Raw genomic sequence first — 25,850 nt, forward strand, 5'->3', positions numbered from 1 at the left:
GGAGCCCTGCGAGAACCCTACGGAGCGGGCCCGGGGACAGGGGGCGACGCACGGCGGGCTCTCAGCGGCCCGGTGGCGGGGAGTGTCGATGATGGTGGGTCACGTGCCCAGCCTGCCCCCAACAGGCCATGATCGTCAGGGCCTTGGGGAGGAGGGCTCCCTCGAAATCGGTCACGCGCGCGTGACACCCGCTATCGCTATGCGTCGGGCACACGCGCGTGGCACCCGCTTTCGCCACGTGTCGGGCACACGCGTGCAGTGCCCGCTTTCGCTACGTGTTCGGCGGATAGCCGTCGTGTGCCGCGAGGTCCTTGTCGATCTTCGTGGCGGCTTCGTCGAGGGTGGCCTTGACCGGCGCCCGGTTGAAGATGATCTTCGCGAAGGCCCGGGAGAAGGCGTCGGTGATCGCCGGATAGGCGGGCGTCTGCGGCCTGGGGCGGGCCACTCCGTCCCGGAGCTGCTCGATGAAGAGGTGCTCGGGGCCGCCGGGCGCGTACTGCGGCGAGAGCTTGATCGCGCTCTCGGTGGCCGGGATCGCGCCGTTGGCCACGGTCATCCGGTGCACCTGGGCGGGCCGCAGCAGGAAGGACAGGAAGCGCCAGACGGCGTCACCGTCGGCGTTGCCCGCCGGGACGCCCCACTGGAACGAGCCCATGCCGGTGACGGTGCCCTGGCCGAAGTCGGGCAGCGGGACGATCGCGACGTCCCCGGGGAATGCCTTGTTGAATTCCGGATAGGTCCAGTGCCCGCACCAGGAGATCGCGCTGCGGCCGCTGACGAACGCCTTGTCGTCCTTGACCATGTCGATGAGCCCCGCCTTGGCCCAGTTCTGCATGTCGGTGAGCGCCTCGACCGAACCGGGGCCGTTCACATAGCCGTCGGCGGTGCGGTAGTTCCCGGGTTCGACGAGGTCGCCGCCCGCGGACCACACGGCGGGCGCGAAGCCGTACGTGTTCCATTCCTCGCCCGGCTGGGAGTAGACGAGCCGCAGGTCGAGCGGCGCCTTGTAGCCCTGCTTGCGGAGCTTGCCCAGGATGCCGGTCATCTCGGTGGCGGTCCAGGCGTCCTTGGGGCCGGTCGGGAGGCGGATCCCGGCCTTCTTCATGACGGACTTGCGCACATACAGGCCCATGCCCGAGTCGAAGGTGCCGATGCCCCACAACCTGCCCGCGTAGGTGCCCTGTTGACGGATCGTCGGCAACAGGTCGGCGCGGACGCTCGCGGGCACACAGGAGTCGATCGGCCGGAGCTTGCCCGACCAGGCGTAGCTGTAGAGGTTCGGCCCGTCGAAGTCCAGGAGGTCGGGGAGGTCGCCGCTGGCCGCCGCCGACAGCACCAGGGCGGTGTAGGCACGGTCCTCCGGGAGGGTGACCAGCTCGACCCGCACCTGTTTCTGCTGCCTGTTGAAGTCCTTCACCTGGTTCTGCAGGGTGGTGAACTCGCCGCTCGGGCCCGCGTGGTACCAGACCGTGATGTGCGCGGTGCCGTGGATCTTCCCGTCGCAGGTGGTGTCCTTCGGGGTCGCGCTCGCCCCCTTGGCGCCGCTCCCGCCGCCGTCGCACGCGGCCAGCAGCAGGGCCGCGCACGCCACCCAGGGGACCAGGGTGGCGCGGACCCGGCGGATCCCGCGGCTGCCGGTCCACGCGCGCGTGGCGCTCGTTCCGTTCATGGCACACCCCCCACTCGACCGGACGACACGGTCTCCCCCAGGGCGCGGTCATGCTACCGCCCGTCGTATCCGCATCGCCCTGCGTGCACGAGAACGTTCGTTTGTGGCACAGGACTTCAGCACTTTCCGGCTAGCTGGAAGGCGCGACCGACCACCGGTTGGCAAGCTGAGGACATGTCGCTGCGCTGTCTCCTCGTCGATGACAGCGCCCGGTTCCTGGAGGCCGCTCGCGCCCTGCTGGAACGCGGCGGCGTGGAAGTCGTCGGCATCGCCTCGACGGGCGCGGATGCCCTCTCCCAGGCCCGGGAGTCGGCCCCCGACGTCGTCCTGGTCGACCTCGACCTCGACGGCGAGAACGGCTTCGAGGTCGCACACCAACTCGTGGGCAACGTACCGGCGGTGATCCTCATCTCGACCCACTCCCCGGAGGACTTCCAGGAACTCATCGCCGCCAGCCCCGCGCACGGCTTCCTCCACAAGTCCGCCCTGTCCGCACGGGCGATCAGGGACGTGCTGGGCGACACCGGGTCGCCCGCACCACCGTGAGAACACCCACCACGACTCGGCCAGGTCACATATGCCCGATGGGCGACAGGTGTTGTCGGGACTTGGTCAACACGCTTCAATGCGGGGGAACTCGGGGCGTGAACGACGTCGTACGGATGTGAAGACTTTCCTCCGGCGCCGACGGGGGCCCCGAAAGCAACTCGCGTGAACGGCCTGACCAGCCGTTGTGAACATTCACAGAAAGGGCCCCTGCATGCCGCACGCCACACAGCAGGCGGACGTCGCCACCGCGGAACTGGACTCGGCCCTGCGCGGCGGCCCCTTCCACGTCGCGCTGCGCGCGGCCATCGCCGCCCGGGGACTGCCCCTGCAGCGCGTCCAGCACCATCTGACGCGCTACGGGGTCAAGGTCGGCGTCACCAGCCTGAGTTACTGGCAGCAGGGCGCCCGCCGCCCGCAGCGCCCCGAGTCGCTGCGCGCCGTACGAGCGCTGGAGGAGATCCTCCAACTCCCGGAGGAATCACTGATCCGGCTGCTCGCCGAGGCCGAGGAACGCTCCGTCGCGCAGCGCCCGGCGGCCCGCTCGTACCGCTCCTTCGTGGAGGCCTCCGGCGTCCTGGAGCAGCTTCTGGCCGAACTGGAGTCCTCGCTCGACACCGGCCTGCACTCCCTCGGGCTGCACGAGCGCGTGCGCGTCGGGCCGCACCGCGAGCTGGCCGGCCGCGAGTCCCACCACATCGTCCGCGCCCACCGGGACGGCATCGACCGCTTCATAGCCGTCCACTACGGAGACCCCGGCTGCGCCCCGGACCGCATGACCGTGCACGCCCTGGAGAACTGCCGCACCGGCCGCGTCCACCGCCACCACGAGACCGGCATCCTGGTCGCCGAGCTCCTCTTCGGCACCCGCTTGCGCTCGGGAGATACGTTCCTCTTCCGCTACGGCGTCGAGGACGGCACCGCCGGCGTCTCCCGCGAGTACGTCCGTGACTTCGGTATCGCGGGCGGCCAGTACGCGCTCCAGGTGCGCTTCGACGAGAACGCGCTCCCGGTGCGCTGCCACCGCTTCACCCAGCACTCGGCGGCGGCCCCGCGCAGCGGCCGCCAGGAACTGCGCCTGGCCGGAGGACACCACTCGGTGCACCTCGTCGAGCCGAGGATGCGGTCGGGGATCGTGGGGATCGGCTGGGACTGGGAGTGAGCCGCCGGGGCGCGGACGCCCCGAGGATCAGGCAGCCGGCCCCGCGACGATCTTCCCGTTCTCGGCCGTCACCTTCAGCTCCTGCAAGGGCTCGGTGGCCGGCGCCTGCACGACCTTGCCGGTCATCGCGTCGAACTCGCTGCCGTGGCACGGGCAGACGAGCGTCGTGCCGTCCAGCTTGTTGATGGGGCACTGCGCGTGCGTGCAGATCGTGCTGTACGCCTTGAGGGTGCCGTTCGCGGCCCGGCTGACGACCACATTCTGATCGCGGTACAGCTTGGCGCTCCCCTTGGCGACCTCGCTCTCCGCGCCGAGCTCCACGGGCGCGGTCGGGGTCGCGGCGGCCCCTGAGCCACCGCCCGAGCAGGCGGTGAGTCCGAGCCCGGCGACGGGCGTGAGGGCCGCGCCGCGCAGGACGGTACGACGGCTCGGGGCGGGGCGGCCGGGCATGGGGGTCTCCAGCTGTTGTCGTTCGGGGCGTTCTGGCTGTTCAAGGCGCGGTGCGCACCTGCGCGGCGGCCGGTGCGCGACTGCCCAGCGGTCGGTGCACGGCGACGATACCCGTGGCGTTCCGACCGCTTTGAGGTGGGTTCACCGGACGGGCACTCACGGTACGTAAACGTTTGCGCAAGCGTTTACGTCGGGCGGCGGATGGGATACGTTCCCGACCGGAAGGCCCGCCGCAGTTCACGGCCAGCCGCACCTCGGGGAGGGGGATCCGCAATGGCCACCATGGTCGACGTCGCTCGGAGCGCCGGTGTGTCCGTCGCGACCGTCTCGCACGTCCTGAACGACACCCGGCCGGTGCTGCCCAGTACCCGGGAGGCCGTGCTGGCCGCGATCGAGGAGCTGGGCTACACGCCCAACACCCTCGCCCGCTCCCTGGTCACGTCCCGCACCCGTTCCATCGGCCTCGCGGTGTCGGCGATCAGCAACCCGTACTTCACGGAGATCCTCCAGGGCGTCGAGGCCGGCGCCCTGGAACAGGGCTACAGCCTGCTCATCGCCGATCCGCACGACGACCCGGAGCACGAGCGCACGGTCGTCCAACTCCTGCACGAGCGCCGGGTGGACGGCATGATCGTCGCCCCCTCGGCGGCCCCGGACGCGCTGATCGCCTACCTCGGCCGGCACTCCGTACCGACGGTGTTCCTCGACCGGGTGGTGGAAGCACCCTCGGCCGACGCGCCGCCCGTCGACCAGGTGTGCGCCGAGAACATCGAACCGATGACCCATCTCGTCACACACCTCGCCGGGCTCGGCCACCGCCGGATCGGCCTCGTCGCGGGCCTGCCCGGGCTCAGCACCACCGGCGAGCGGATCGCCGGGTACCGGCACGGTCTCGCCGCCGCCGGACTCCCGTACGACGAGCGGCTGTTGACGTACGGCGACTCCGAGTCGGCCGCCGCCGAGCGGGCCACCGAGAAGCTGCTGTCCCTCGCGGCCCCGCCCACGGCCCTGGTCACCGCCAACAACGCGATGACCATCGGGGCCCTGCGGGCCCTGCGCGAGCGCGGTCTGTCGGTCCCCGGCGACCTCGCGCTGTGCTGCTTCGACGACTTCGCCTGGGCGGACCTGTTCGAGCCCCGGCTCACCGCGATCGCCCAGCCCAGCAAGGAGATCGGCGCCGAGGCCGTACGGCTCCTGCTGGACCGACTGACCGCGCCGGACCGGCCCGCCCGTGTCGTACGTCTGCCCTGCACCTTCGTCCACCGCACGTCCTGCGGCTGCCCCACCCCGTCCGAACAGTCCCAGAAGGGAAACATCTCGTGATCGTCGTAGCCGGTGAGGCCCTGATCGACCTGGTGCCGCAGGGCACGGCAGCCCTCGCCGCCCTGAAGCCGGCGCTCGGCGGCGGCCCGTACAACACCGCCATCGCGCTCGGCCGCCTCGGCTCCCCCACCGCCTTCTGCTCACGCGTCTCCGACGACGCGTTCGGCGAGGCCCTCCTCGCCGGACTGCGGAAGGCCGACGTGGACGTCCTGGACGTACAGCGCGGCCCGGAGCCGACCACCCTCGCGGTCGCCACGCTCGACGCGCACGGCTCGGCCACGTACTCCTTCTACGTCGACGGCACCGCCGACCGGCTCTTCACGGTGCCGGCGGCGCTGCCCGCCGAGACGGAGGCGGTGTCCTTCGGCACCTGCTCGCTGGTCCTGGAGCCGGGCGCGACCGCCTACGAGGAACTGCTGCGGACCGCGTTCGGCCAGGGCGTGTTCACGCTGCTCGACCCGAACATCCGGGCGGGCCTGATCCCCGACCCGGACGCGTACCGGGCGCGCTTCAAGAGCTGGCTGCCGTACGTCTCGCTCCTCAAGCTGTCCGAGGAGGACGCGCTGTGGCTGGGCGGCACCCCGCGCGAGTGGCTGGACGCCGGTCCCTCGGCCGTCGTGATCACCCAGGGCGGCGACGGGCTCGCGGCGTTCACCCAGGACGGCACGGTGTACCCGGTGCCGGGCGAGAAGGTCGACGTCGTGGACACGATCGGCGCGGGCGACACCGTCAACGCGGCGCTGCTGCACAACCTCTCCACCCGGAACGCGCTGTCGGCGGAAGGGATGGCCGTCCTGGGCCGCGACGGCTGGACCCAGCTGCTGAAGTTCGCGGCGCGGGCGGCGGCGATCACGTGCTCACGGGCGGGGGCGGAACCGCCGTACGCCTCTGAACTGGGCGGTCTGTAGAGGCTGTTGAACGCGTGTGGCGCCCGGCGGGGAATTCCCGCCGGGCGCCACACGCGCGTGCTCGCTGCCGGTCAGGCCTTGCGGGCTCGCGTCGTCTTCTTCGCGGGCGTGGCCTTCTTGGCGGGCACGGACTTCTTCGCGGGGACCGCCGCGGTCTTCTTGGCGGCCGTCTTGCGCGGGGCCTTCACGGGGGCTCCGTCGCTGATCCGGTCGGCGTCGAGGATCTCGCGCAGGAACTTGCCGGTGTGGCTGGCTCCTACTGCGGCGACCTGCTCCGGGGTGCCCTCGGCGATGACGAGACCGCCGCCCGCGCCGCCCTCCGGGCCCATGTCGACGACCCAGTCGGCCACCTTGATCACGTCGAGGTTGTGCTCGATGACGATGACCGTGTTGCCCTTGTCGACCAGTCCGCCGAGCACGGTGAGGAGCTTGCTGATGTCCTCGAAGTGCAGGCCGGTGGTGGGCTCGTCCAGGACGTAGACCGTACGGCCGGTGGAGCGGCGCTGGAGCTCGCTGGCGAGCTTGACACGCTGGGCCTCACCGCCGGACAGGGTGGTCGCGGACTGGCCGAGCCGGACGTAGCCGAGGCCGACGTCCTTGAGGGTGTTGAGGTGGCGGGCGATCCCGGGGACCGCCTCGAAGAACTCCGTGGCCTCCTCGATCGGCATGTTCAGGACGTCGGCGATGGACTTGCCCTTGTAGTGGACGTCCAGCGTCTCCCGGTTGTAACGGGCGCCGTGGCACACCTCGCACGGGACGTAGACGTCCGGCAGGAAGTTCATCTCGATCTTGATGGTGCCGTCGCCCGCGCAGTTCTCGCAGCGACCGCCCTTGACGTTGAAGGAGAAGCGGCCGGGCAGATAGCCCCGCACCTTCGCCTCGGTCGTCTCGGCGAACAGCTTGCGGACGTGGTCGAAGACTCCGGTGTACGTCGCCGGGTTCGACCGGGGGGTGCGGCCGATGGGCGACTGGTCGACGTGCACGACCTTGTCGACGAGGTCGTCGCCGTCCACGCGCGTGTGCCGTCCCGGTACGTTCCTCGCGCCGTTCAGTTCGCGGGCCAGGTGCGTGTACAGGATGTCGTTGACCAGGGTCGACTTGCCGGAGCCGGAGACTCCGGTGACCGCGGTGAACACACCCAGGGGGAACGAGACGTCGATGTCCTGGAGGTTGTTCTCCCGGGCACCGTGCACCGTGAGCCGGCGGGAGGGGTCGAGCGGGCGCCGGATCTCGGGCAGCGGGATGGCCTTCTTGCCGGACAGGTACTGCCCGGTCATCGACTCGTCGTTGGCGAGCAGCTCCTTCAGGGAGCCGCTGTGCACGACCTTGCCGCCGTGCTCGCCCGCGCCGGGGCCGATGTCGACGATCCAGTCGGCGACCTTGATGGTGTCCTCGTCGTGCTCGACGACGATGAGCGTGTTGCCCATGTCGCGGAGCCGGACCAGGGTCTCGATCAGCCGGTGGTTGTCGCGCTGGTGCAGGCCGATGGACGGCTCGTCCAGGACGTACAGGACGCCCACGAGGCCGGAGCCGATCTGGGTGGCCAGGCGGATGCGCTGGGCCTCGCCGCCGGAGAGCGTGCCGGCCGCGCGGTTCAGCGAGAGGTAGTCGAGGCCGACGTCGACCAGGAAGCGCAGCCTCTCGTTGCACTCCTTCAGTACTCGCTCGGCGATCTTCTTGTCGCGGGCGTCGAGCTTCATCCCGCCGAGGAACTCCGCGCAGTCGCTGATGGACATGCCGGAGATCTCGGCGATCGACTTGTCCATGATCGTGACCGCGAGGACGACCGGCTTCAGACGCGTGCCGTGACAGGTGGGACAGGGCACCTCGCGCATGTAGCCCTCGAAGCGCTCGCGGCTCGCGTCGCTCTCCGCCTCGCCGTGCCGCCGCTTCACGAAGGGGACGGCGCCTTCGAACGGCGTCGTGTAGACCCGCTCGCGTCCGTACCTGTTCCGGTACCGCACCTCGATCTGCGTCTTGTGGCCGTAGAGCAGGGCCTTCTTGGCGCGCTGCGGGAGGCCCGCGAAGGGGATGTCGGTGCGGAAGCCCAGCGCGTCCGCGAGGGCGCCGATGAGCCGGCTGAAGTAGTCCTTGGTATGGCCGTGCGACCAGGGGTGGATGGCGCCCTCGTCCAGGGACTTGTCCTCGTCCGGGACGATCAGCTCGGCGTCGACCTCCATGCGCGTGCCGATGCCGGAGCACTCGGGGCAGGCGCCGAAGGGCGAGTTGAAGGAGAAGGAGCGGGGCTCCAGCTCCTCGAAGGAGAGGTCGTCGTACGGGCAGTACAGGTGCTCCGAGTACATGCGCTCGCGCTCGGGGTCGTCCTCGGGGAGGTCGACGAAGTCGAGGACGACCATGCCGCCGGACAGTCCGAGGGCGGTCTCCACGGAGTCGGTGAGGCGGCGCTTGGCGGAGTCCTTCACCGTGAGGCGGTCGATGACCACCTCGATGGTGTGCTTCTCCTGCTTCTTCAGGGTGGGCGGTTCGGAGAGCTGGATGGTCTCGCCGTCCACGCGCGCGCGGCTGTAGCCCTTGGTCTGGAGGTCCGCGAACAGGTCGACGAACTCGCCCTTGCGCTCGCGCACCAGCGGCGACAGGACCTGGAAGCGGCTTCCCTCGGGCAGCGCCAGGACCTTGTCGACGACGGCCTGCGGCGACTGGCGCGAGATGGGCCGGCCGCACTCCGGGCAGTGCGGCTTGCCGATGCGCGCGAAGAGCAGACGCAGGTAGTCGTAGACCTCGGTGATGGTGCCGACCGTCGAGCGCGGGTTGCGCGAGGTCGACTTCTGGTCGATGGAGACGGCCGGGGAGAGACCCTCGATGAAGTCGACGTCCGGCTTGTCCATCTGGCCGAGGAACTGGCGGGCGTACGAGGAGAGCGATTCCACGTAGCGCCGCTGGCCCTCGGCGAAGATCGTGTCGAAGGCCAGGGAGGACTTGCCCGACCCGGACAGGCCCGTGAACACGATGAGCGAGTCGCGTGGAAGGTCGAGCGAGACATTCTTCAGATTGTGCTCGCGCGCGCCACGGACGATGAGACGGTCGGCCACGCCGGTCCGCACCTTTCTTGAGAGAAGTGACAGGGGCGGGGCCCCCGTCGTTCTCAGACTAGGGGGAGCCACTGACAACGCCGGTCGGAATCCCGGCCGAGGCATAACAACCTCCGGCCTTCCAGCATGCCCGACGCCGCACCCGACGATATAGCACGTGCATTCGATTTACGGCACTGCTTCACCACCTTCACCCAAAGGTGTGGCGGGACTAGGGTCAGCAGCATGATTGATCACGCTCATGACCTGGCCTCTGTACGTGATGCGACCGAACGGGTGCTCACCGCAGCCGCCGAACTGGACAACGCCTCTGTGGCCGAGCCGTCACGGCTTCCCGGCTGGAGCCGCGGCCACGTCCTCGCCCATCTCGCCCGGAACGCGGACGCCCTCGTGAACGTCCTGGAGAGCCGCCCCATGTACGCGACGGCGGACATCCGCGACTCCGACATCGAGCGCGACGCCCCGCGCCCCCTCGACGTCCAGCTCGCCGATGTGCGCGAGAGCGGGGCCCGCTTCCAGGCGGTGGGCGCCGCTCCGGCGGACTGGTCGCGCCGGGTGGAGCTGCGCAACGGGGTCATCGACACCGCGTCGCGGGTGCCGTTCCGGCGGTGGGTCGAGGTCGAGCTGCATCACGTGGACCTGGGGATCGGGTACGAACTGGAAGACCTGCCCGAGGAGTTCACCCAGCGGGAGATCGACTTCCTGGTGGAGCGGTTCGACGGCCACCCGGATGTGCCGTCTACCCACCTCGCCGACGGCACGCACGCGTGGAGCACGGGCCGGCCTGCCGAGAAGCCCGAAATCACCGTCACCGGCAGCCCGGCGGATCTGCTCGGGTGGCTCTGCGGGCGCCGGGACGGGTCGGGCCTGACGGTCGACGGGGGCTCCTTGCCGACGCTGCCTCCGCTATAGCCCCACGGCCCGGCGGTACAGCCTTTGATGCCACGCGTCGGCGTCGGGTGCGGGCTCGGCGGCGAGCACGGGGTTCGGGCCGGTCTCGATGAGGTGGAGAAGCGTCCAGGCGACGCCGTAGCAGTCGTCAGGGCGGAAGCAGGCGACGAGCGCGCGCACTTCGGGTCTCATGGGCGAATGATCGGCCTCCGTCGCCGCGGCGGGGAAGGCGTCACGCTCCCGCACCCGAACGCCGGAGGGCGCCGGTCCCTTCGGAACGTCTTCGAGAACGCACTAGGCTGACCGCCATGACGTACAGCGGCGAGGTGACGGTCGGTGGACCGGCGGATGTGCACGAGCTCACGGACCTGATGATCACCAAGATCGCAGTCGGGCCCATGAACAACAACGCCTATCTGCTGCGCTGCCGGGCCACGGACGAGCAGTTGCTGATCGACGCGGCCAACGACGCGGAGACCCTGCTCGGCACGATCGGCGACGACGGCATCGCGTCCGTCGTCACCACCCACCAGCACGGCGACCACTGGCAGGCGCTCGCCGAGGTCGTGACGGCCACGCGCGCGCGTACGTACGCGGGCCGCGAGGACGCCGACGGCATCCCGGTGGCGACCGACGTCCTGGTCGACGACGGCGACACGATCCGGGTGGGCCAGGTCGAACTGACCGCGCGTCACCTCGTGGGCCATACGCCGGGTTCGATCGCGCTCGTCTACGACGACCCGCACGGGCACCCTCATGTGTTCACCGGGGACTGCCTGTTCCCCGGCGGCGTGGGCAACACCTGGAAGAACCCCGCGGCGTTCGCGAGCCTGATCCACGACGTCGAGACGAAGATCTTCGGCACGCTCCCGGACGAGACCTGGGTCTACCCGGGGCACGGCAACGACACGACGCTGGGCGCCGAACGCCCGCACCTGCCGGAGTGGCACGCGCGCGGGTGGTGAGGATCGGCCGGAGTGGTCAGCGTCCGGCGTGAACCGGCGTGTGCGCGCCCCGTGTGAACCCTTCGCACGCGCCGGTGTTCCGCGCGCGCTCCCAACGCACGTGGTTGCGCGGTCAACTGGAAGCAGCCCCGCTCAGGACGACGGCTCCTGCGCGGATGGGCCGCCGGTCCGTCATTCCCCCGCCCTCGGCCGGCGGCCCCGGCGAGCGGGCCGGAATCGGCGGCCCCACAGGCGCCGTTCACAAGAGCGCAACAAGTGTTCCCACTATGCGGACATTCGGGGCTGTGACCTGGACAATCAGGACGTCTGACTGTCACTCTCCCGCCATGCACCTTGCCCCTCGCGTACTGCGACGCGCGATATCCGCCGCGACCATAGCCCTGCTCGCCACCGCCGTCGGCTGTGCTCCGCAGCCGGAGGAGAAGGCCTCCGACCAGGCCTCGGGTTCGACCGCGACCACCTGTGCCAAGGGCAAGTTGGCCACCCAGACCTCCGGCAAGCTGACGATCGCGACGGACGAGCCCGCGTACGAGCCGTGGTTCGAGGACGACAAGCCCGCCAACGGCAAGGGCTTCGAGTCGGCGGTCGCCTACGCCGTGGCGAAGCAGCTCGGCTACGACAAGAGCGCCGTCGCCTGGCAGAGCGTCCCCTTCAACAAGGCCTTCGCGCCCGGCGTGAAGACCTTCGACTTCGACATCAACCAGGTGTCGATCAGCGCCGAGCGCAAGAAGGCCGTCGACTTCTCCTCCGGCTACTACGACGTGCGGCAGGCCGTCATCGCGCTCAAGGGCAGCAAGGCCGCCAAGGCGACGACCATCGCGGGCCTGAAGGGCCTCAAGCTGGGCGCCCAGGTCGGCACCACGAGCCTGAACTACATCAGCGACGTGGTGAAGCCGACGCAGCAGGAGGCCGCGTTCTCCAAGAACGACCAGGCCGTGTCCGCGCTCAAGAACGGCCAGGTCGACGCGATCGTCGTCGACCTGCCGACCGCGTTCTACATCACCTCGGCCGAGGTGACCAACGCCAAGATCGTCGGCCAGTTCGAGAACCAGGGCGGCACGCCCGAGCAGTTCGGGCTGGTCCTCGACAAGGGCAGCGACCTCACGTCGTGCGTGTCGTCGGCCGTGGACGCGCTCCGCAAGGACGGCACGCTGGCCGCGCTGGAGAAGCAGTGGCTCTCCGACGCCGTCGACGCCCCGGTCCTCAAGTGACCGTGGTGAAGGACGAGTCGGGCCGGGAGGCCGCGGACGACAAGGGCGACATGCCCGGCGGGGGCGACACGTACGTCCCCTCGCAGCGGCGCCTGGACCGCGAGCGCCACAAGCGCACGCGTGCCCGGCGCGCGACCGCGATCGCCGCGGTGTCGACCCTGGTCACGGCCGTCGTCCTGTACGTGGTCGTGGTCAGCGCGCCGGGCTGGGAGCGCACCAAGGAGACCTTCTTCGACGGGCACTACGCGCGCGAGGCGTTCCCCAAGGTCCTCGAAGGGCTGTGGCTCAACGTCCGGCTGCTGCTGATCTGCGGCGTCCTGGTGCTCGTCCTGGGCATGCTGATCGCCATCGCGCGCACCCTGCGCGGCCCGGTGTTCTTCCCCCTGAGGGTGCTGGCGGCCGCGTACACGGACTTCTTCCGGGGACTGCCACTGATCATCAACTTGATGATCGTGGTCTTCGGAGTGCCCGCCCTGCGCCTCCAGGGCGTGACCGTCGACCCCGTATGGCTGGGCGGTGCGGCCCTGACGCTCACGTACTCGGCGTACGTCGCCGAGGTGTTCCGCGCGGGCATCGAGTCCGTGCACCCCTCGCAGCGCGCCGCGGCCCGCTCCCTGGGCCTGAGCAACCGGCAGGCGCTCCGGCACGTGGTACTCCCCCAGGCCGTACGCCGGCAGGTGCCGCCCTTGTTGAACGATCTCGTGTCCCTCCAGAAGGACACCGGGCTCGTGTCCATCGGCGGCGCGATCGATGCCGTACGGGCGTCCGACATCATCGCGCAGCGCGCCCTGAACTACACGCCGTACATCGTCGCGGGGCTCGTCTTCGTGGCGCTGACCATCCCGATGACCCGCTTCACGGACTGGGTGACCGCGCGGATGGACAAGCAGCGCGCCCAGGGAGGCACGACATGAGCACCGACACCACCTCACCCGTGCTGCGCATGGAGTCCGTCCGCAAGACCTTCGGTACGTCCGTGGTCCTACGGGACGTCGACCTGGAGGTCCCGCAGCACACGGTGACCGCGCTGATCGGCGCCTCCGGCTCCGGCAAGTCGACGCTGCTGCGGTGCGCGAACCTCCTGGAGGACATCGACGACGGCGCGATCTGGCTGGACGGCGAGGAGATCACCGACCCGCGCGTCGACCAGGACGCGATACGGCGCCGTATCGGCGTGGTGTTCCAGGCCTACAACCTCTTCCCGCACATGACCGTCCTGGAGAACATCACCCTCGCCCCGCGCCGGGTGCACGGCGTGTCCCGCGCGGAGGCCGAGGCACACGCGCGTGAGCTGCTGGAGCGGCTCGGACTCGAGGACAAGGCGGGCGCCTACCCGGACCGGCTGAGCGGTGGTCAGCAGCAGCGGGTGGCGATCGTGCGCGCCCTGGCCGTACGTCCGCGACTGCTGCTCTTCGACGAGATCACCGCCGCGCTCGACCCGGAGCTGGTGGGTGAAGTGCTCGCCGTGGTGCGGGACTTGAAGGACGAGGGCATGACCATGGTGCTGGCCACGCACGAGATGGGCTTCGCCCGGGACGTCGCCGACCAGGTGTGCTTCCTGGACGGAGGCGTGGTCCTGGAGCGCGGCACGGCCCAGCAGATCTTCGGCGACCCGCAGCAGGAGCGCACGCAGCGCTTCCTGCGACGGATCGTGGAGGCGGGCCGCCTGTAGCAGCGGCCTTGTGCAACGGGCGGTCTGTAAGGGGTGTGCGCCAGGAGGCCGGCGCTTACCGCCCTACGCCTTACGCGTCGGCCTTCCCCGCCCCCGCCAGCGCGGCGACCCGCTCCACGCCGAACACGTACCCCTGCACACCGCACCCCGCGATGACCCCGTCGGCGCGCAACGAGACGTACGAGTGGTGCCGGAAAGCCTCGCGCTGGTGGATGTTGGAGATGTGGACCTCCACCACCGGCAGCCCGTCACAGGTGTTGAGGGCGTCCAGGATCGCGACCGAGGTGTGCGAGTAGGCGGCCGGGTTGATCACGATGCCGCAGTGGTTCAGCCGGGCCTCGTGGATCCAGTCGACCAGTTCGCCCTCGTGGTTGGACTGCCGAAAGTCCACCGTGCCGCCGAGCCCGGCCGCCGCCTTGACGCACAGGGCCTCGACGTCGGCGAGCGTGTCGGAGCCGTAGATCTCCGGCTGGCGCTGGCCCAGGAGGTTCAGGTTGGGGCCGTTGAGGATCATGATCGGGGCGTTGGCCAGGGTGCGGGGCACGGTTCCTCCGGTCCGTTCGGACATGTCGTTCGAGGCGGGGCCGCCGGTCGACGGTCGCTGCTCGGACCCGGTCTATCACGACCCCTCCGCACCTCCGCGCGCCCCCGTAACCGTTGCTCACTGTGGGTAGTTGACGCGGCATGTACGATGCACGCACCGTAAACCCCCCGTCCATGCTGCGCCTCGCGGCCGCCTCCCTCGCCGGCACCGCGATCGAGTTCTACGACTTCTTTGTGTACGGCACGGCGGCGGCCCTGGTCCTCGGCCCCCTGTTCTTCCCGACGTTCTCACCGGTGGCGGGGACGCTCGCGGCCTTCGGAACGTTCGGCGTGGGCTTCGTGGCGCGACCGCTGGGCTCGATCCTGTTCGGGCACTTCGGGGACCGGCGTGGGCGGCGGCCGGTCCTCGTCGCGTCCTTGCTGCTGACGGGAGCCTCGACGGTCGCGGTCGGCTGCGTACCGTCGTACGGCTCGATCGGGGTGGCCGCTCCCGTTCTCCTCCTGGTGCTGCGTTTTCTGCAGGGGCTGGGTCTCGGCGGGGAGTGGGGCGGGGCGGTGCTGCTGACCGCCGAGCACGCGCCGGCCGGGCGGCGCGGACTGTGGTCGAGCTTTCCGCAGGCCGGGCCCGCGGTGGGGTTCCTGTTGGCCAACGGCGTGATGCTGGCGCTCTCGGCGACGTTGACGGACGCGCAGTTCGCGCGGTGGGGCTGGCGGGTGCCGTTCTGGGTGGCCGGGGTACTGGCCCTGGGCGGGCTGTGGCTGCGGTCGTCGCTCGCCGAGAGCCCCCGGTTCCTCGAAATCGACGACCACGCGCGTGTGCCGCTCGCCGAAGTGGTGCGCGGGCACTGGCGGTTGGTACTGCTGACCGCCGGGGCACTGTCCGTGGGGTACGCCATTTTCTACGCGGTCACGACGTGGTCCCTCGCCTACGGCACGGAGCGGCTAGGGGTGAGCCGTACCGTCATGCTGGCCTGCATCATGGCCGCCGTGGTGGTGAAGGGCTCGCTCACCCCGCTGGTGGCGCTGCTGAGCGACCGCTACGGGCGCCGTCCGCTGTGCCTGCTGGGGTGCGCGGGCGCCGCGCTGTGGATGTTCCCGATGGTCGCGCTGCTCGCCACGGGTGCGCCGCTGCTGATGTTCCTCGGGTTCCTCGGGGCGCTGCTCGCGTTCGTGACGATGTTCGCCGTGCTCGGCGCGTATCTGCCGGAGTTGTACGAGCCGCGGGTGCGCTGCACGGGTGCCGCCGTGGGCTACAACCTCGGCGGGGTTCTCGGCGGCGCGCTCACCCCGATCGTGGCTACGGCGCTCGCCGAGCACGGCGGGCGCGTCCCCTGGGGTGTGGGCGCCTATCTGACGGGGGTCGCCCTGTTCAGCCTGGGCTGCTTCGCGCTGCTGCCGGAGACGCGGCCGGTGGGGGTGGCGGCGGTGGAGCCGGTCACCGGGTGAGGGCTCGCGCAACAGGCGGCAGAGGGACGTAAAGGTTTGCGCAAGCGTTTACGTCCCGCCCGAACCCCCGCGCCTCACGGACGTCCTCGCTTCACGGAAATTCTCGCCTTGCGGAACCGCACACGCGGCGGGCGGGACGCCTCCCGCTACGGATTGATCGCCAGCTCCAAGTACGCCGCGAACAGCACCAGATGGACCCCACCCTGAAGCGGGGTCGCCCGTCCCGGCACCACCGTCAGCGAACTCACCACGACCGTCAGGGCGAGCAGCACCATGTGTGTGGAGCCGAGGCCGAGGACGAGGGGCCCGGAGAGCCAGATGGACGCGAGGGCGACGGCAGGGATGGTGAGGCCGATGCTGGCCATCGCCGAGCCGAGCGCGAGGTTGAGGCTGGTCTGCACCCGATCGCGGCGGGCGGAGCGCAGGGCGGCGATGGTCTCGGGGAGCAGCACGAGCAGCGCGATGATCACGCCGACGACGGCATGGTGCAGCCCGGCCGCCTCGACGCCGGACTCGATGGTCGGCGAGACTCCCTTGGCCAGTCCGACCACGCCGATCAGGGCGAGGCCCAGCAGGCCCAGGCTGATCAGGGCGGTACGGGCGGACGGTGCGTCCGCGTGGAGGTCCTTGGTGATCGTCTCGCCCTGGTGGGAGACGGGCAGGAAGTAGTCGCGGTGCCGCACGGTCTGCGTGGCCACGAAGAGGCCGTACAGGGCGAGTGACGAGAGCGCGGCGAAGGTGAGCTGGGCGCCGGAGAACTCCGGGCCCGGCTTGCTGGTGGTGAAGGTCGGCAGGACCAGGCTGAGCGTGGCCAGGGTCGCCACGGTGGCGAGGGCGGCGCCGGTGCCCTCGGGGTTGAAGACAGCCGTGCCGTGGCGCAGCGAGGCGACGATGAGGACCAGGCCGACGATGCCGTTGCAGGTGATCATGACGGCCGCGAAGACGGTGTCTCTGGCGAGGGTCGAGCTCTTGTCGCCGCCGTCGGCCATCAGGGTGACGATCAGGGCGACCTCGATGATCGTCACGGCGACGGCGAGCACCAGGGAGCCGAAGGGTTCTCCGACCCGGTGGGCGATCACCTCGGCGTGGTGCACCGCGGCCAGCACGGCACCGGCGAGGACCACGGTCACCAGAGCGACGACCACGCCGGGCAGGTCCTTCCGACCCCAGGTGAAGACCAGGAGGACGGCCGCGAGCACCGGTACGAGGGTCGTCCACCGGGTGGTGAGCGGCCTGAGCCGAGTGATCATGAAGCGATCCTCGCAGAGGCGTACGGGCCCCGCATTCCGGCGGCGCGGGGCCCGCCGGGCGCTACTTGAACTCGGTCATGTCCAGGACGTCGCAGTCGGTGAACGACGGCGGCCTGGTACACAACGCGGCCATCTGCTCGGCCATTTTGCCGGTCTCGGGATCCTGGCTGTTGCGCATGGCGTCCTCGTACGAGTCGAACTCGATCACGACGAGGACATGGCCGGGATTGTTCCGGTCCCGCAGGACGAGGCGGTGCGTCGGCCCGCCGGGCCGGCCGGCGATCCGCTTGTCGGCCTCCTCGGCCACCGCCTGCATCTCGTCGAAGCGATCGGTCTCGAAGTCGACGATCTGCACGAACTTCTGCGATACGTCCATGGATACCTCCACCCGGCCGTGGCGCTCCCGGACCGGTCGCGCTCGGTATCCAACGAAGCACCGGGAGCAGCGGTCGGCAATTCATCGTGCGGTGCTCCCGGTGATCGTTTCTCCTACGTCGGACGTGGTCAGGCGTCGATGCTGTCCTTCGGGGCGCCTTCGGTCCCGGACTGCGCCGCCTCGGCCGCCGCCTGCTTCTTGTTGGCCATCAGGCTGGTGATCGTGGTGACGATCAGGACCGCGCAGATCACGCCCAGCGAGACCGGGATGCTGATCTCCGGGACATGTACGCCGGACTCGTGCAGCGCGTGCAGCACCAGCTTGACTCCGATGAAGCCGAGGATGACCGACAGGCCGTAGCTGAGGTGGACCAGCTTCTTGAGCAGGCCGCCGATGAGGAAGTACAGCTGGCGCAGGCCCATCAGGGCGAACGCGTTGGCCGTGAACACGATGTACGGGTCCTGGGTCAGGCCGAAGATCGCGGGGATGGAGTCGAGGGCGAAGAGCACGTCCGTCGTACCGATGGCGAGCATCACGACCAGCATCGGCGTCATGATCCGCTTGCCGTTCTCCCGGATCCACAGCTTGGTGCCGTGGTACCGGTCGGCCACGCCGAAGCGGCGCTCGGCGGCCTTGAGCAGCTTGTTCTCCTCGAACTCCTCTTCTTCCTCGTCGGCGCGGGCCTCCTGGATGAGCTTCCAGGCGGTCCAGATGAGGAAGGCGCCGAAGATGTAGAAGACCCACGCGAAGCTGGCGAGGATGGCCGCGCCGGCCGCGATGAAGATGGCCCGCAGGACCAGGGCTATGAGGACGCCGACGAGCAGCACCCGCTGCTGGTACTGCGAGGGCACGGCGAACTTCGCCATGATCAGGACGAAGACGAAGAGGTTGTCGACGCTCAGCGACTTCTCGGTGATGAAGCCGGCGAAGAACTCGCCGCCGGCCTGGCCGCCCCCGAAGAGGAGCAGGCCGAGTCCGAAGAGTCCGGCGAGAGCGATCCAGACGATCGTCCAGATCCCGGCTTCCTTGATCGACACGTCATGCGGCTTGCGGCCGATGAAGAAGTCGACCGCGATCAGGGCCGCCAGCCCCACGATGGTCAGGACCCACAGGGTCACGGAAACATCCACTACTGCTCCTCCGGCGGTATTAACGGCAAATGGTCAGCGTCGTCGCTACCGGAGGTCTCTTCCACCTTGGACGGGCGCCCAGGGCCGACGCCCCGGGATCTGGCCTGATCCGTATTGACGGGTACGCCGCAGCAGATAGGGAGTACTCCCCTCCGTACGGAAAAGCCTACCCCAACCACCAAGGAAAGGTAAAGCGATTACCAAAGAAAGGATAAACGTGCAGGTGGGAGCCCTTTACCTGAGCTTGGTGCGGGCCGTCGCGACCTCCGTCAGCACCTGCTGGAGCACCTGGCTGCCGCGCGGTACGAGCGAGGGCTCGTACGTCCAGGCGTGTCCGACCCACGGGTCGGCGAGGTGGTCGTCGGGCAGCGGGGTGAGTCGCATCAGCGAACGCCAGAGGGGGTCGAGCAACGGGCCGTAGCCCGCGGCGTCCTCGCGGTCCGCGACCATCATCAGATGGACGCCGACGCTCGGGCCCTCGTCGGCGAGATAGCGCAGCTGGGTCACGGCCCGGTCGTCGAAGCCGTGCGGGAAGTCGTTGACGATCAGCAGCTGCTCGGCCGTGTCGAGACCGGGCGGCAGTGAGTCGGCGGCGCCGCCGCGCACCGCCATCTGCACCAGGTCCACCCGCTGGGTGAGCCGGGCCAGGACGTCCGCCACCCCGGCGGCACCCGCGGCGGGCGGCGCCGCGAGCACTCCGGTGTGCACCAGCGGGGCCAGCGCCTGCGCCGCCGAGCCGGCCGGGTCGATGACGTGCACGGCGAACTCGCCCGCCGGATAGACGGCGAGCAGCCGGGCCGCGTGCGCCACGGCCGTGTCCAGTGCGAGACGCCGCAGTTCGTGCGAGTCGGTGAACGAGCCGTCGAATGACTCCGCGCCACCGCTGTCGATCCACAGGCCGCGCTCCAAGGGCAGCCGGACCAGCATCGGGATGCGCAGCTCGGGGCTCTCCGGGAGGTGGAGATCACCGAGGCGCACGGCCATCGGGATCTCCATGGGGACGCGGTAGCCGTGCCAGACGGGGTTGTCCCAACCCGCGAACGCCAAGGGGAGCGCGGGTTCGACCACCTCGGACTCGGCGGCCAGCTGGTCGAGGTCCCGGTCCAGGGCCGCCCGTGCCTGGTCGACGAGTTGGGCGTGCTTGGCCTGCGCCGCCTCGCGGGCCGCGTCGCCCTGCCCGCCTATCCGGCTGCGCGGGTCGGACAGCGCCTGGTCGAGCTCCTTCTCCATGCGCGAGTCCGCGAAATCGACGGCGCTGCGGTACGCGGCCATGGTGCGCGCCAGGTCCTCGAACATGCCCCACACCTGGTTGTACAGCCGCTCCTCCATCGACCACCCGGTCGCGTCCCCGGCAACGGGCCGCGCGTGCTGCCCGGGCGGAGCCGGCGGCGCGGTCGGCGCAGGCGCCGGAGGCGCCCCGGTCTGCCGACGCGGATGGCTGTAGTCGATCGGACCGCCGGTCGCGGGGGTCGCGGGCTGGGTGGCTCCGGGGTCCTCGGGCGCGGCGGAACCGGGGAATCCGGACTGCGGCCCTACGGCCCCCGGGGTGCCCTGCGCCCCGTACGGAGATGTCGGCTGCGGTGCTACGGCTCCGGAGGCGCCCTGTGTCGTGGATCCGCTCCCCTCGGGGCCGAGGGCCGGAGTGGCGCTCTGGCGGGTGCGGTCGCCGTCCGCAGTGCGGGGCGGGGGTGCGGCCACGGAGCGGGCGACGCCCTGGGCCACCGCTTCGTTGATGCTGCCCGCGAGGTGGGAAGCCTGGGGCAGGCCCTGGTCGGTGAGGAGTTCGGCGAGGCCGCCCGCGTAACCCTGGCCGACGGCTCGTACTTTCCAGGCACCCTGTCTGCGGTACAACTCCAGGGCCACGACGGCTGATTCGGCGTCCAGGCCGGTGATCGTGTAGCTGGCGACCTCGGTGCCGTCGAGGCCGGTGACCGCGACGAAGGGCGCGGCCACGGCGCCGAAGCGGGCGGGGCCGTCGCCGTCGAGGGGCAGGGCGAGGAGGACGCTGACGCGGTGCACGGCCTCCGGCATGGCGCCCAGGTCCACGGCGAGGCGGTGGTCGGCGGCCGCCTGCTTGGAGACCTCCAGGCCGGGCAGGGTGGGTGTGCCCGGGTGGGCCACCCACTCGATGCCGTGGATCCGGCCGCGCTCGTCGCCGAGCGTGGCGGCGGCCACGACCGGTTTGCCGGCCGCGACCCGGATCTCCAGGCGCACTTGGGAGAGCGGGTGGTTCTGCCCCCGCACCAGCTCGGCTGCCATCGCTCGCGTCCCCCTGCTCAGCCGTGTCGTGTCGTGTGCGCCGGGCCGTCCTACAGGTGGGGCAGGATCGCCGGCATCAGGTCCTGGAAGGTGCGGCCGTTGGTCGGCGTACCGAGGGCCGTCAGCGTCCAGCCCGAGCCGGTGCGGTGCACCTTCGCCATGATCTGGGCCGTGTACTGGCCGCCGCCCGCCAGCGTGTAGCGGGCCAGCTCCTGGCCGTTGGTCTCGTCGACCAGGCGGCAGAACGCGTTCTGCACCTCCTGGAAGGTCTGGCCCGTGAAGGAGTTCACGGTGAAGACGATCTGGTCGATGTGGACCGGCACGCGCGCGAGGTCGACGAGGATCGCCTCGTCGTCCCCGCCCTGGCCGACACCGCCGACGAGGTTGTCACCGGTGTGGCGCACGGAGCCGTCGTCGCTCACCAGATGGCGGAAGAACACCACGTCGACCGGCTGCTTGTCGGCGAACAGCACGGCGGACGCGTCGAGGTCGATCTCCCGGGTGCGCGAGCCGAACAGGCCGCGCCGGGGAGCCGCCTGCCAGCCGAGACCCATGCGCACCGCGGTCAGGCCGGACCCGTCGTTCTTCTGCAGACTGATGGCCTGACCCTTGGTCATGTTGACCGTCACGGCTGTTCCCCTCTCGAACTGTCCCCTGTTGCCGCGGAATCCGCGGATGTCCAGAACCCTACGCAGCGCCACTGACAGTGCCGAACCCCGCATCGGACTTTGTGTCGGTCTTGCAACACAGAGCGCATACCCCGAGGTCCGGCGGTCCACCCGGGCGGTCAGGCCAGGCCGCCCTCCTTCATCTGGCGCAGCTCCTTCTTCATCTCGTGGACCTCGTCGCGCAGCCGGGCCGCGACCTCGAACTGCAGGTCGGCGGCGGCGGCACGCATGCGTGCCGTCATCTCCTCGATCTGCTCGGCGAGTTCGGCCGCGGGACGGTCGGTCGGCACCGTGTCCTTGGCCTTGCCCTTGGCGGACTTGGCGCTCTTCGCGGCCTTGCCGCCGAGGGCGGGCACGGGGGTCTTGGCGCCCTTGCCGTCCTTGGACTGGCGGTAGCCCGAGCCGAGCAGCTGCTCCGTGTCGACGTCCTCGCGGGCGATCTGCGCGACGATGTCGTTGATCTTCTTGCGGAGCGGCTGGGGGTCGATGCCGCGCTCCGTGTTGTACGCGACCTGCTTCTCCCGGCGGCGGTTGGTCTCCTCGATGGCCTTCTCCATCGCCGGGGTGATCCGGTCGGCGTACATGTGGACTTGACCGGACACGTTGCGCGCCGCGCGGCCGATGGTCTGGATCAGGGAGGTGCCGGAGCGCAGGAAGCCTTCCTTGTCGGCGTCCAGGATGGCCACCAGGGACACCTCGGGGAGGTCGAGGCCCTCGCGGAGGAGGTTGATGCCGACCAGGACGTCGAACTCGCCGGAGCGCAGCTCGCGCAGCAGCTCGATGCGGCGCAGGGTGTCGACGTCGCTGTGCAAGTAGCGGACCTGGATGCCGAGTTCGAGGAAGTAGTCGGTGAGGTCCTCGGCCATCTTCTTGGTGAGCGTGGTGACCAGGACCCGCTCGTCCTTCTCGGTGCGCTTGCGGATCTCGTGCACCAGGTCGTCGATCTGGCCCTCGGTGGGCTTGACGACGACCTCGGGGTCGATGAGGCCGGTGGGGCGGATGATCTGCTCGACGGCGCCGTCCGCGCGCGACAGCTCGTACTTGCCGGGGGTCGCCGACAGGTAGACGGTCTGTCCGATGCGCTTCTGGAACTCCTCCCACTTCAGGGGACGGTTGTCCAGGGCGGAGGGCAGCCGGAAGCCGTGGTCGACGAGGGTGCGCTTGCGGGAGGCGTCACCCTCGTACATGGCGCCGATCTGCGGGACCGTGTTGTGCGACTCGTCGATGACGAGCAGGAAGTCTTCCGGGAAGTAGTCGATCAGGGTGTTCGGCGCGGAGCCGGGCTCGCGGCCGTCGAAGTGCATCGAGTAGTTCTCGACGCCGGAGCAGGAGCCGATCTGGCGGAGCATCTCCAGGTCGTACGTGGTCCGCATGCGCAGCCGCTGGGCCTCCAGGAGCTTGCCCTGCTTCTCCATCTCGGCCAGCCGCTCGGCGAGTTCCTTCTCGATGTCGTTGACGGCCCGCTCCATGCGCTCGGGGCCGGCGATGTAGTGGGAGGCCGGGAAGACGTAGAGGTGCTCGTCCTCGCTGATGATCTCGCCGGTGAGCGGGTGGAGGGTGGAGAGGGCCTCGATCTCGTCGCCGAACATCTCGATGCGGACGGCCAGCTCTTCGTAGACCGGGAAGATCTCGATGGTGTCGCCGCGGACGCGGAAGGTGCCGCGGGTGAAGGCCACATCGTTGCGCGTGTACTGGATGTCCACGAAGCGGCGCAGCAGCTGGTCGCGGTCGATCTCCTCGCCGACCTTGAGGGGGACCATGCGGTCCACGTACTCCTGCGGAGTACCGAGGCCGTAGATGCAGGAGACCGAGGCGACCACGATGACGTCGCGGCGGGTGAGCAGCGAGTTGGTCGCGGAGTGGCGCAGGCGCTCGACCTCCTCGTTGACCGAGGAGTCCTTCTCGATGTAGGTGTCCGACTGCGGGACGTAGGCCTCGGGCTGGTAGTAGTCGTAGTACGAGACGAAGTACTCCACCGCGTTGTTCGGCAGGAGCTCGCGGAACTCGTTGGCCAGCTGGGCGGCCAGGGTCTTGTTCGGCGCCATCACCAGGGTGGGGCGCTGGAGCTTCTCGATCATCCACGCGGTGGTGGCGGACTTGCCGGTGCCGGTCGCGCCCAGCAGGACGACGTCCTTCTCACCTGCCTCGACGCGTCGGGCCAGCTCGGCGATGGCCGCCGGCTGGTCGCCGCTGGGCTGGTAGGGGCTGACGACCTCGAAGGGCGCCACCGTACGTTCGATGTGAGAAACGGGCCGCATGGAACCAACCGTACGACCCACCACTGACAACGGGGTCGGATCAGCGGTTCTGCGGGGTGCGGGAGCGGCGGTGACCGAGGTCGCGGACGGCGCGGACGGGGGCGCGCCGGGGGTGCGGGACGAGGGCGCCGGCCGGGACGCCGGGCTTGTGCTCGACGGGGGCCTGGGCGGGCTTCCCCATGACCATCAGCGGGTCGAACATCACGACGACGCCGGCCAGGAGGAGGAAGGCGAGGGGGCCGATCATCATGGGCGCGAGGAGGGACGCGGGCGACACGCCGTCGCTGGTCGGGGCCGTGCCGTGGACGTGGACGCTGAGGGCGGCCATGCCGGTGTAGTGCATGCCGGCGACGGCGAGCCCCATGACGAGGCTCGCGCCCACGCTCCACAGGAACCCGCGGACCTGTCCGGCGGCCCAGAGGGCGCTGATCGCGGCCACGACCGCTATGACGACGGACACGGAGACGGTGAACGTGTTGTATTCGAGCTTTCCGTTGAGCCGCATGCCGGCCATGCCCAGGTAGTGCATCGAGGCGATGCCCAGGCCGGTGAGGGTGCCGCCGGTGAAGAGTGCCGTCCCCCTGGCTCCCCTGTAGCCGACGATGAAGATCCCGACGCCCACCATGACGATGGCGACGGCGAGGCTCGCGAAGGTCATCGGTTTGTCGTAGTGGACCGGTGTCTGGCGGACCGAGAAACCCATCATCGCGATGAAGTGCATCGTCCATATGCCGGAACCGATCGCCGCCGATCCCAGGGCGAGCCAGCCGGGGCGCCAGGACTGGGCGACGAGCATCGATCTGGTGGTGCAGCGCAGGCCGAGGGCGCCGCCGAGGCACGCCATGAGGTAGGCCACCAGCGGTGTGACGAGTCCGTAGCTGAATCCGTCGACCGTGCCCTGCATGCGCAGTTACCCTTCCGCCCTGTTCTGTCCCGGAACTCCGTGAACGCGCCCGGCCCCAGCACCGCGGGAACGGTCAGGGTCGACGCAGAGAGTATGACCCCCACCGGAATGGTCGAACGATTTTCCGGCAAAGAAACACGGCCCTGCCCCAGTTGTGCGGCACCGGTGAGCGGACTTGGGCAACACCATTCATTCTGTGTCCATCCTGTACCCCACGGGTAGTGACGTTCCGCTGTCATCCTTGAGCCGTATGTGATCGCTCGATGCGAGGAGTACGCATGCACCTGCGCGCAGTTGCCGCCTCGACCACCGCGCTCCTGGGGGCCGCCGCCCTTCTGCTCCCTTCCCCCGCCGCCCGGGCCGGCGACGCCACCCAGTGGCCCACGGTCGTGGCCCACCGGGGTGCGTCCTCGTATGCGCCCGAGAACACCCTGGCCTCCATCGACAAGGCAGCCGAGCTCGGCTTCCAGTGGGTCGAGAACGACGTCCAGCGCACCAAGGACGGCGAGCTCGTCGTCATCCACGACGACAGCCTGAAGCGCACCACCGACGTCCAGAAGGTGTTCCCGGATCGAGCTCCCTGGAAGGTGAAGGACTTCACCGCCGCCGAGATCGCGCGCCTCGACGCGGGAAGCTGGTTCGGGCCCGCGTTCACAGGCACGCGCGTGCCCACCCTCACGCAGTACATGCGCGAGGTGGAGCACAATCACCAGAGCCTGCTCCTGGAGATCAAGAACCCGGAGCTGTACCCCGGCATCGAGCAGCAGACCCTGAAGCTCCTGGGCAACGAGGGATGGCTGGACGAGGGGCACCTCGACGACCGGCTGATCGTGCAGAGCTTCAGCGCGGACAGCATCCGCATCGTGCACGACCTGAAGCCCGCCATCAGGACCGGCTTCCTCGGCACACCCGCCGTGTCCGCGCTGCAGTCGTACGCCGCCTTCACCGACCTGATCAACCCGTCGTACGGCTCGATCTCGATGGGCTACGTCTCCGCCGTGCACGGGCACACGGGCCCGCACGGCAGTCCGATGGAGGTGTACGCCTGGACCGTGGACGACGCTCCCACGGCCTGGAAGGTCGCCGGGTACGGCGTGGACGGGCTGATCACGAACAAGCCGGACGTGGTGCGGTCCGCGCTGAACGGGTTCTGAGGCCGCTCGCAGGGC

Annotated in this window: 24 protein-coding genes; 11 read left to right on the forward strand and 13 right to left on the reverse strand. The window is 69.9% G+C overall.

From position 1 onward, the window contains the following. Positions 1-271: 271 nt before the first annotated feature. The gene (locus tag ACIBK4_RS08345) at positions 272-1,669 is read right to left on the reverse strand and encodes an extracellular solute-binding protein (RefSeq protein ID WP_398993347.1); all 1,398 of its coding nucleotides are present in this window, start codon (positions 1,667-1,669) and stop codon (positions 272-274) included. Between the two features lie 174 nt (positions 1,670-1,843). On the opposite strand from ACIBK4_RS08345, the gene ACIBK4_RS08350 reads away from it, so the two are divergent. Both ACIBK4_RS08350 and ACIBK4_RS08355 read left to right on the forward strand, forming a co-directional pair. After that, on the forward strand, positions 1,844-2,215 hold the full coding sequence (locus ACIBK4_RS08350) for a response regulator (RefSeq protein WP_398993349.1): 372 nt from the start codon (positions 1,844-1,846) through the stop codon (positions 2,213-2,215). A gap of 214 nt (positions 2,216-2,429) precedes the next feature. Beyond that, positions 2,430-3,377, forward strand: coding sequence for a hypothetical protein (locus ACIBK4_RS08355; protein ID WP_398993351.1), 948 nt, complete (start codon positions 2,430-2,432; stop codon positions 3,375-3,377). 27 nt (positions 3,378-3,404) lie between these two features. Here ACIBK4_RS08355 and ACIBK4_RS08360 read toward each other — a convergent pair whose 3' ends face one another. Next, positions 3,405-3,827, reverse strand: coding sequence for a Rieske 2Fe-2S domain-containing protein (locus ACIBK4_RS08360; RefSeq protein ID WP_398993353.1), 423 nt, complete (start codon positions 3,825-3,827; stop codon positions 3,405-3,407). Positions 3,828-4,100: 273 nt separating this feature from the next. On the opposite strand from ACIBK4_RS08360, the gene ACIBK4_RS08365 reads away from it, so the two are divergent. After that, on the forward strand, positions 4,101-5,150 hold the full coding sequence (locus ACIBK4_RS08365) for a LacI family DNA-binding transcriptional regulator (RefSeq protein ID WP_398993355.1): 1,050 nt from the start codon (positions 4,101-4,103) through the stop codon (positions 5,148-5,150). Then, entirely contained in the window at positions 5,147-6,058 is a 912-nt protein-coding gene (locus ACIBK4_RS08370) for a carbohydrate kinase (protein ID WP_398993357.1), read from the forward strand. Before ACIBK4_RS08365 ends, ACIBK4_RS08370 begins: the two co-directional genes overlap by 4 nt. Positions 6,059-6,129: 71 nt before the next feature. On the opposite strand, the gene uvrA is transcribed toward ACIBK4_RS08370, so the two are convergent. Next, positions 6,130-9,108 carry an excinuclease ABC subunit UvrA gene (gene uvrA / locus ACIBK4_RS08375; RefSeq protein ID WP_398993359.1) on the reverse strand — a complete coding sequence of 993 codons (2,979 nt, stop codon included), beginning with the start codon at positions 9,106-9,108 and terminating at the stop codon, positions 6,130-6,132. A gap of 225 nt (positions 9,109-9,333) precedes the next feature. On the opposite strand from uvrA, the gene ACIBK4_RS08380 reads away from it, so the two are divergent. After that, complete coding sequence (locus ACIBK4_RS08380; RefSeq protein ID WP_398993362.1) at positions 9,334-10,020, forward strand: maleylpyruvate isomerase family mycothiol-dependent enzyme; 687 nt, start codon at positions 9,334-9,336, stop codon at positions 10,018-10,020. Here ACIBK4_RS08380 and ACIBK4_RS08385 read toward each other — a convergent pair. Continuing rightward, positions 10,015-10,191 (reverse strand): hypothetical protein, encoded by a 177-nt coding sequence (locus tag ACIBK4_RS08385; protein WP_398993364.1) that lies wholly within the window; start codon positions 10,189-10,191, stop codon positions 10,015-10,017. The two genes, ACIBK4_RS08380 and ACIBK4_RS08385, sit on opposite strands and share 6 nt — an antisense overlap. A 40-nt stretch (positions 10,192-10,231) precedes the next feature. Beyond that, a complete protein-coding gene (locus tag ACIBK4_RS08390; protein ID WP_366432188.1) occupies positions 10,232-10,378 on the reverse strand; it encodes an MYXO-CTERM sorting domain-containing protein in 147 nt (48 codons plus the stop codon). Between ACIBK4_RS08390 and ACIBK4_RS08395 the strand changes: the two genes are divergently transcribed. The 4 genes from ACIBK4_RS08395 to ACIBK4_RS08410 all read left to right on the forward strand — a co-directional run bounded on the left by ACIBK4_RS08395 (position 10,308) and on the right by ACIBK4_RS08410 (position 13,847). Continuing rightward, positions 10,308-10,964: an MBL fold metallo-hydrolase gene (locus tag ACIBK4_RS08395; protein ID WP_398993366.1), complete on the forward strand. Its 657-nt coding sequence runs from the start codon at positions 10,308-10,310 to the stop codon at positions 10,962-10,964. The genes ACIBK4_RS08390 and ACIBK4_RS08395 overlap by 71 nt on opposite strands. A 326-nt stretch (positions 10,965-11,290) precedes the next feature. Continuing rightward, entirely contained in the window at positions 11,291-12,175 is an 885-nt protein-coding gene (locus tag ACIBK4_RS08400; RefSeq protein ID WP_398993368.1) for an ABC transporter substrate-binding protein, read from the forward strand. Next, positions 12,172-13,089 carry an amino acid ABC transporter permease gene (locus ACIBK4_RS08405; protein ID WP_366432191.1) on the forward strand — a complete coding sequence of 306 codons (918 nt, stop codon included), beginning with the start codon at positions 12,172-12,174 and terminating at the stop codon, positions 13,087-13,089. The genes ACIBK4_RS08400 and ACIBK4_RS08405 overlap by 4 nt, the downstream gene beginning before the upstream one ends. After that, positions 13,086-13,847, forward strand: coding sequence for an amino acid ABC transporter ATP-binding protein (locus ACIBK4_RS08410; protein WP_398993371.1), 762 nt, complete (start codon positions 13,086-13,088; stop codon positions 13,845-13,847). The genes ACIBK4_RS08405 and ACIBK4_RS08410 overlap by 4 nt, the downstream gene beginning before the upstream one ends. 70 nt (positions 13,848-13,917) lie before the next feature. On the opposite strand, the gene aroQ is transcribed toward ACIBK4_RS08410, so the two are convergent. After that, positions 13,918-14,391, reverse strand: coding sequence for a type II 3-dehydroquinate dehydratase (gene aroQ / locus ACIBK4_RS08415; protein WP_398993373.1), 474 nt, complete (start codon positions 14,389-14,391; stop codon positions 13,918-13,920). A 173-nt stretch (positions 14,392-14,564) separates the two neighbouring features. Between aroQ and ACIBK4_RS08420 the strand changes: the two genes are divergently transcribed. Next, positions 14,565-15,836: an MFS transporter gene (locus tag ACIBK4_RS08420; RefSeq protein WP_398993375.1), complete on the forward strand. Its 1,272-nt coding sequence runs from the start codon at positions 14,565-14,567 to the stop codon at positions 15,834-15,836. A gap of 146 nt (positions 15,837-15,982) precedes the next feature. Here the strand turns inward: ACIBK4_RS08420 and ACIBK4_RS08425 are convergent, their stop codons facing one another. The 7 genes from ACIBK4_RS08425 to ACIBK4_RS08455 all read right to left on the reverse strand — a co-directional run bounded on the left by ACIBK4_RS08425 (position 15,983) and on the right by ACIBK4_RS08455 (position 24,681). Further along, on the reverse strand, positions 15,983-17,086 hold the full coding sequence (locus ACIBK4_RS08425; RefSeq protein ID WP_398993377.1) for a calcium:proton antiporter: 1,104 nt from the start codon (positions 17,084-17,086) through the stop codon (positions 15,983-15,985). Between the two features lie 61 nt (positions 17,087-17,147). Further along, on the reverse strand, positions 17,148-17,462 hold the full coding sequence (locus ACIBK4_RS08430) for a hypothetical protein (RefSeq protein ID WP_398993379.1): 315 nt from the start codon (positions 17,460-17,462) through the stop codon (positions 17,148-17,150). Positions 17,463-17,590: 128 nt separating this feature from the next. Next, entirely contained in the window at positions 17,591-18,592 is a 1,002-nt protein-coding gene (locus ACIBK4_RS08435) for a TerC/Alx family metal homeostasis membrane protein (RefSeq protein ID WP_398993381.1), read from the reverse strand. Between the two features lie 234 nt (positions 18,593-18,826). Further along, the gene (locus ACIBK4_RS08440) at positions 18,827-20,851 is read right to left on the reverse strand and encodes a TerD family protein (protein WP_398993383.1); all 2,025 of its coding nucleotides are present in this window, start codon (positions 20,849-20,851) and stop codon (positions 18,827-18,829) included. 50 nt (positions 20,852-20,901) lie between these two features. Beyond that, positions 20,902-21,480, reverse strand: a complete 579-nt coding sequence (locus ACIBK4_RS08445; protein WP_033283094.1) for a TerD family protein — start codon at positions 21,478-21,480, stop codon at positions 20,902-20,904. Positions 21,481-21,638: 158 nt separating this feature from the next. Then, positions 21,639-23,777, reverse strand: a complete 2,139-nt coding sequence (gene uvrB / locus ACIBK4_RS08450; protein WP_366432198.1) for an excinuclease ABC subunit UvrB — start codon at positions 23,775-23,777, stop codon at positions 21,639-21,641. Positions 23,778-23,817: 40 nt separating this feature from the next. Then, a complete protein-coding gene (locus tag ACIBK4_RS08455; RefSeq protein ID WP_398993386.1) occupies positions 23,818-24,681 on the reverse strand; it encodes an MHYT domain-containing protein in 864 nt (287 codons plus the stop codon). Positions 24,682-24,959: 278 nt separating this feature from the next. Between ACIBK4_RS08455 and ACIBK4_RS08460 the strand changes: the two genes are divergently transcribed. Then, on the forward strand, positions 24,960-25,835 hold the full coding sequence (locus ACIBK4_RS08460; RefSeq protein ID WP_398993388.1) for a glycerophosphodiester phosphodiesterase: 876 nt from the start codon (positions 24,960-24,962) through the stop codon (positions 25,833-25,835). Positions 25,836-25,850 lie beyond the last annotated feature (15 nt).

Origin of the sequence: Streptomyces sp. NPDC050528 (assembly GCF_044457795.1) — a bacterium.
In the GTDB taxonomy this organism is placed as follows: Bacteria; Actinomycetota; Actinomycetes; order Streptomycetales; family Streptomycetaceae; genus Streptomyces.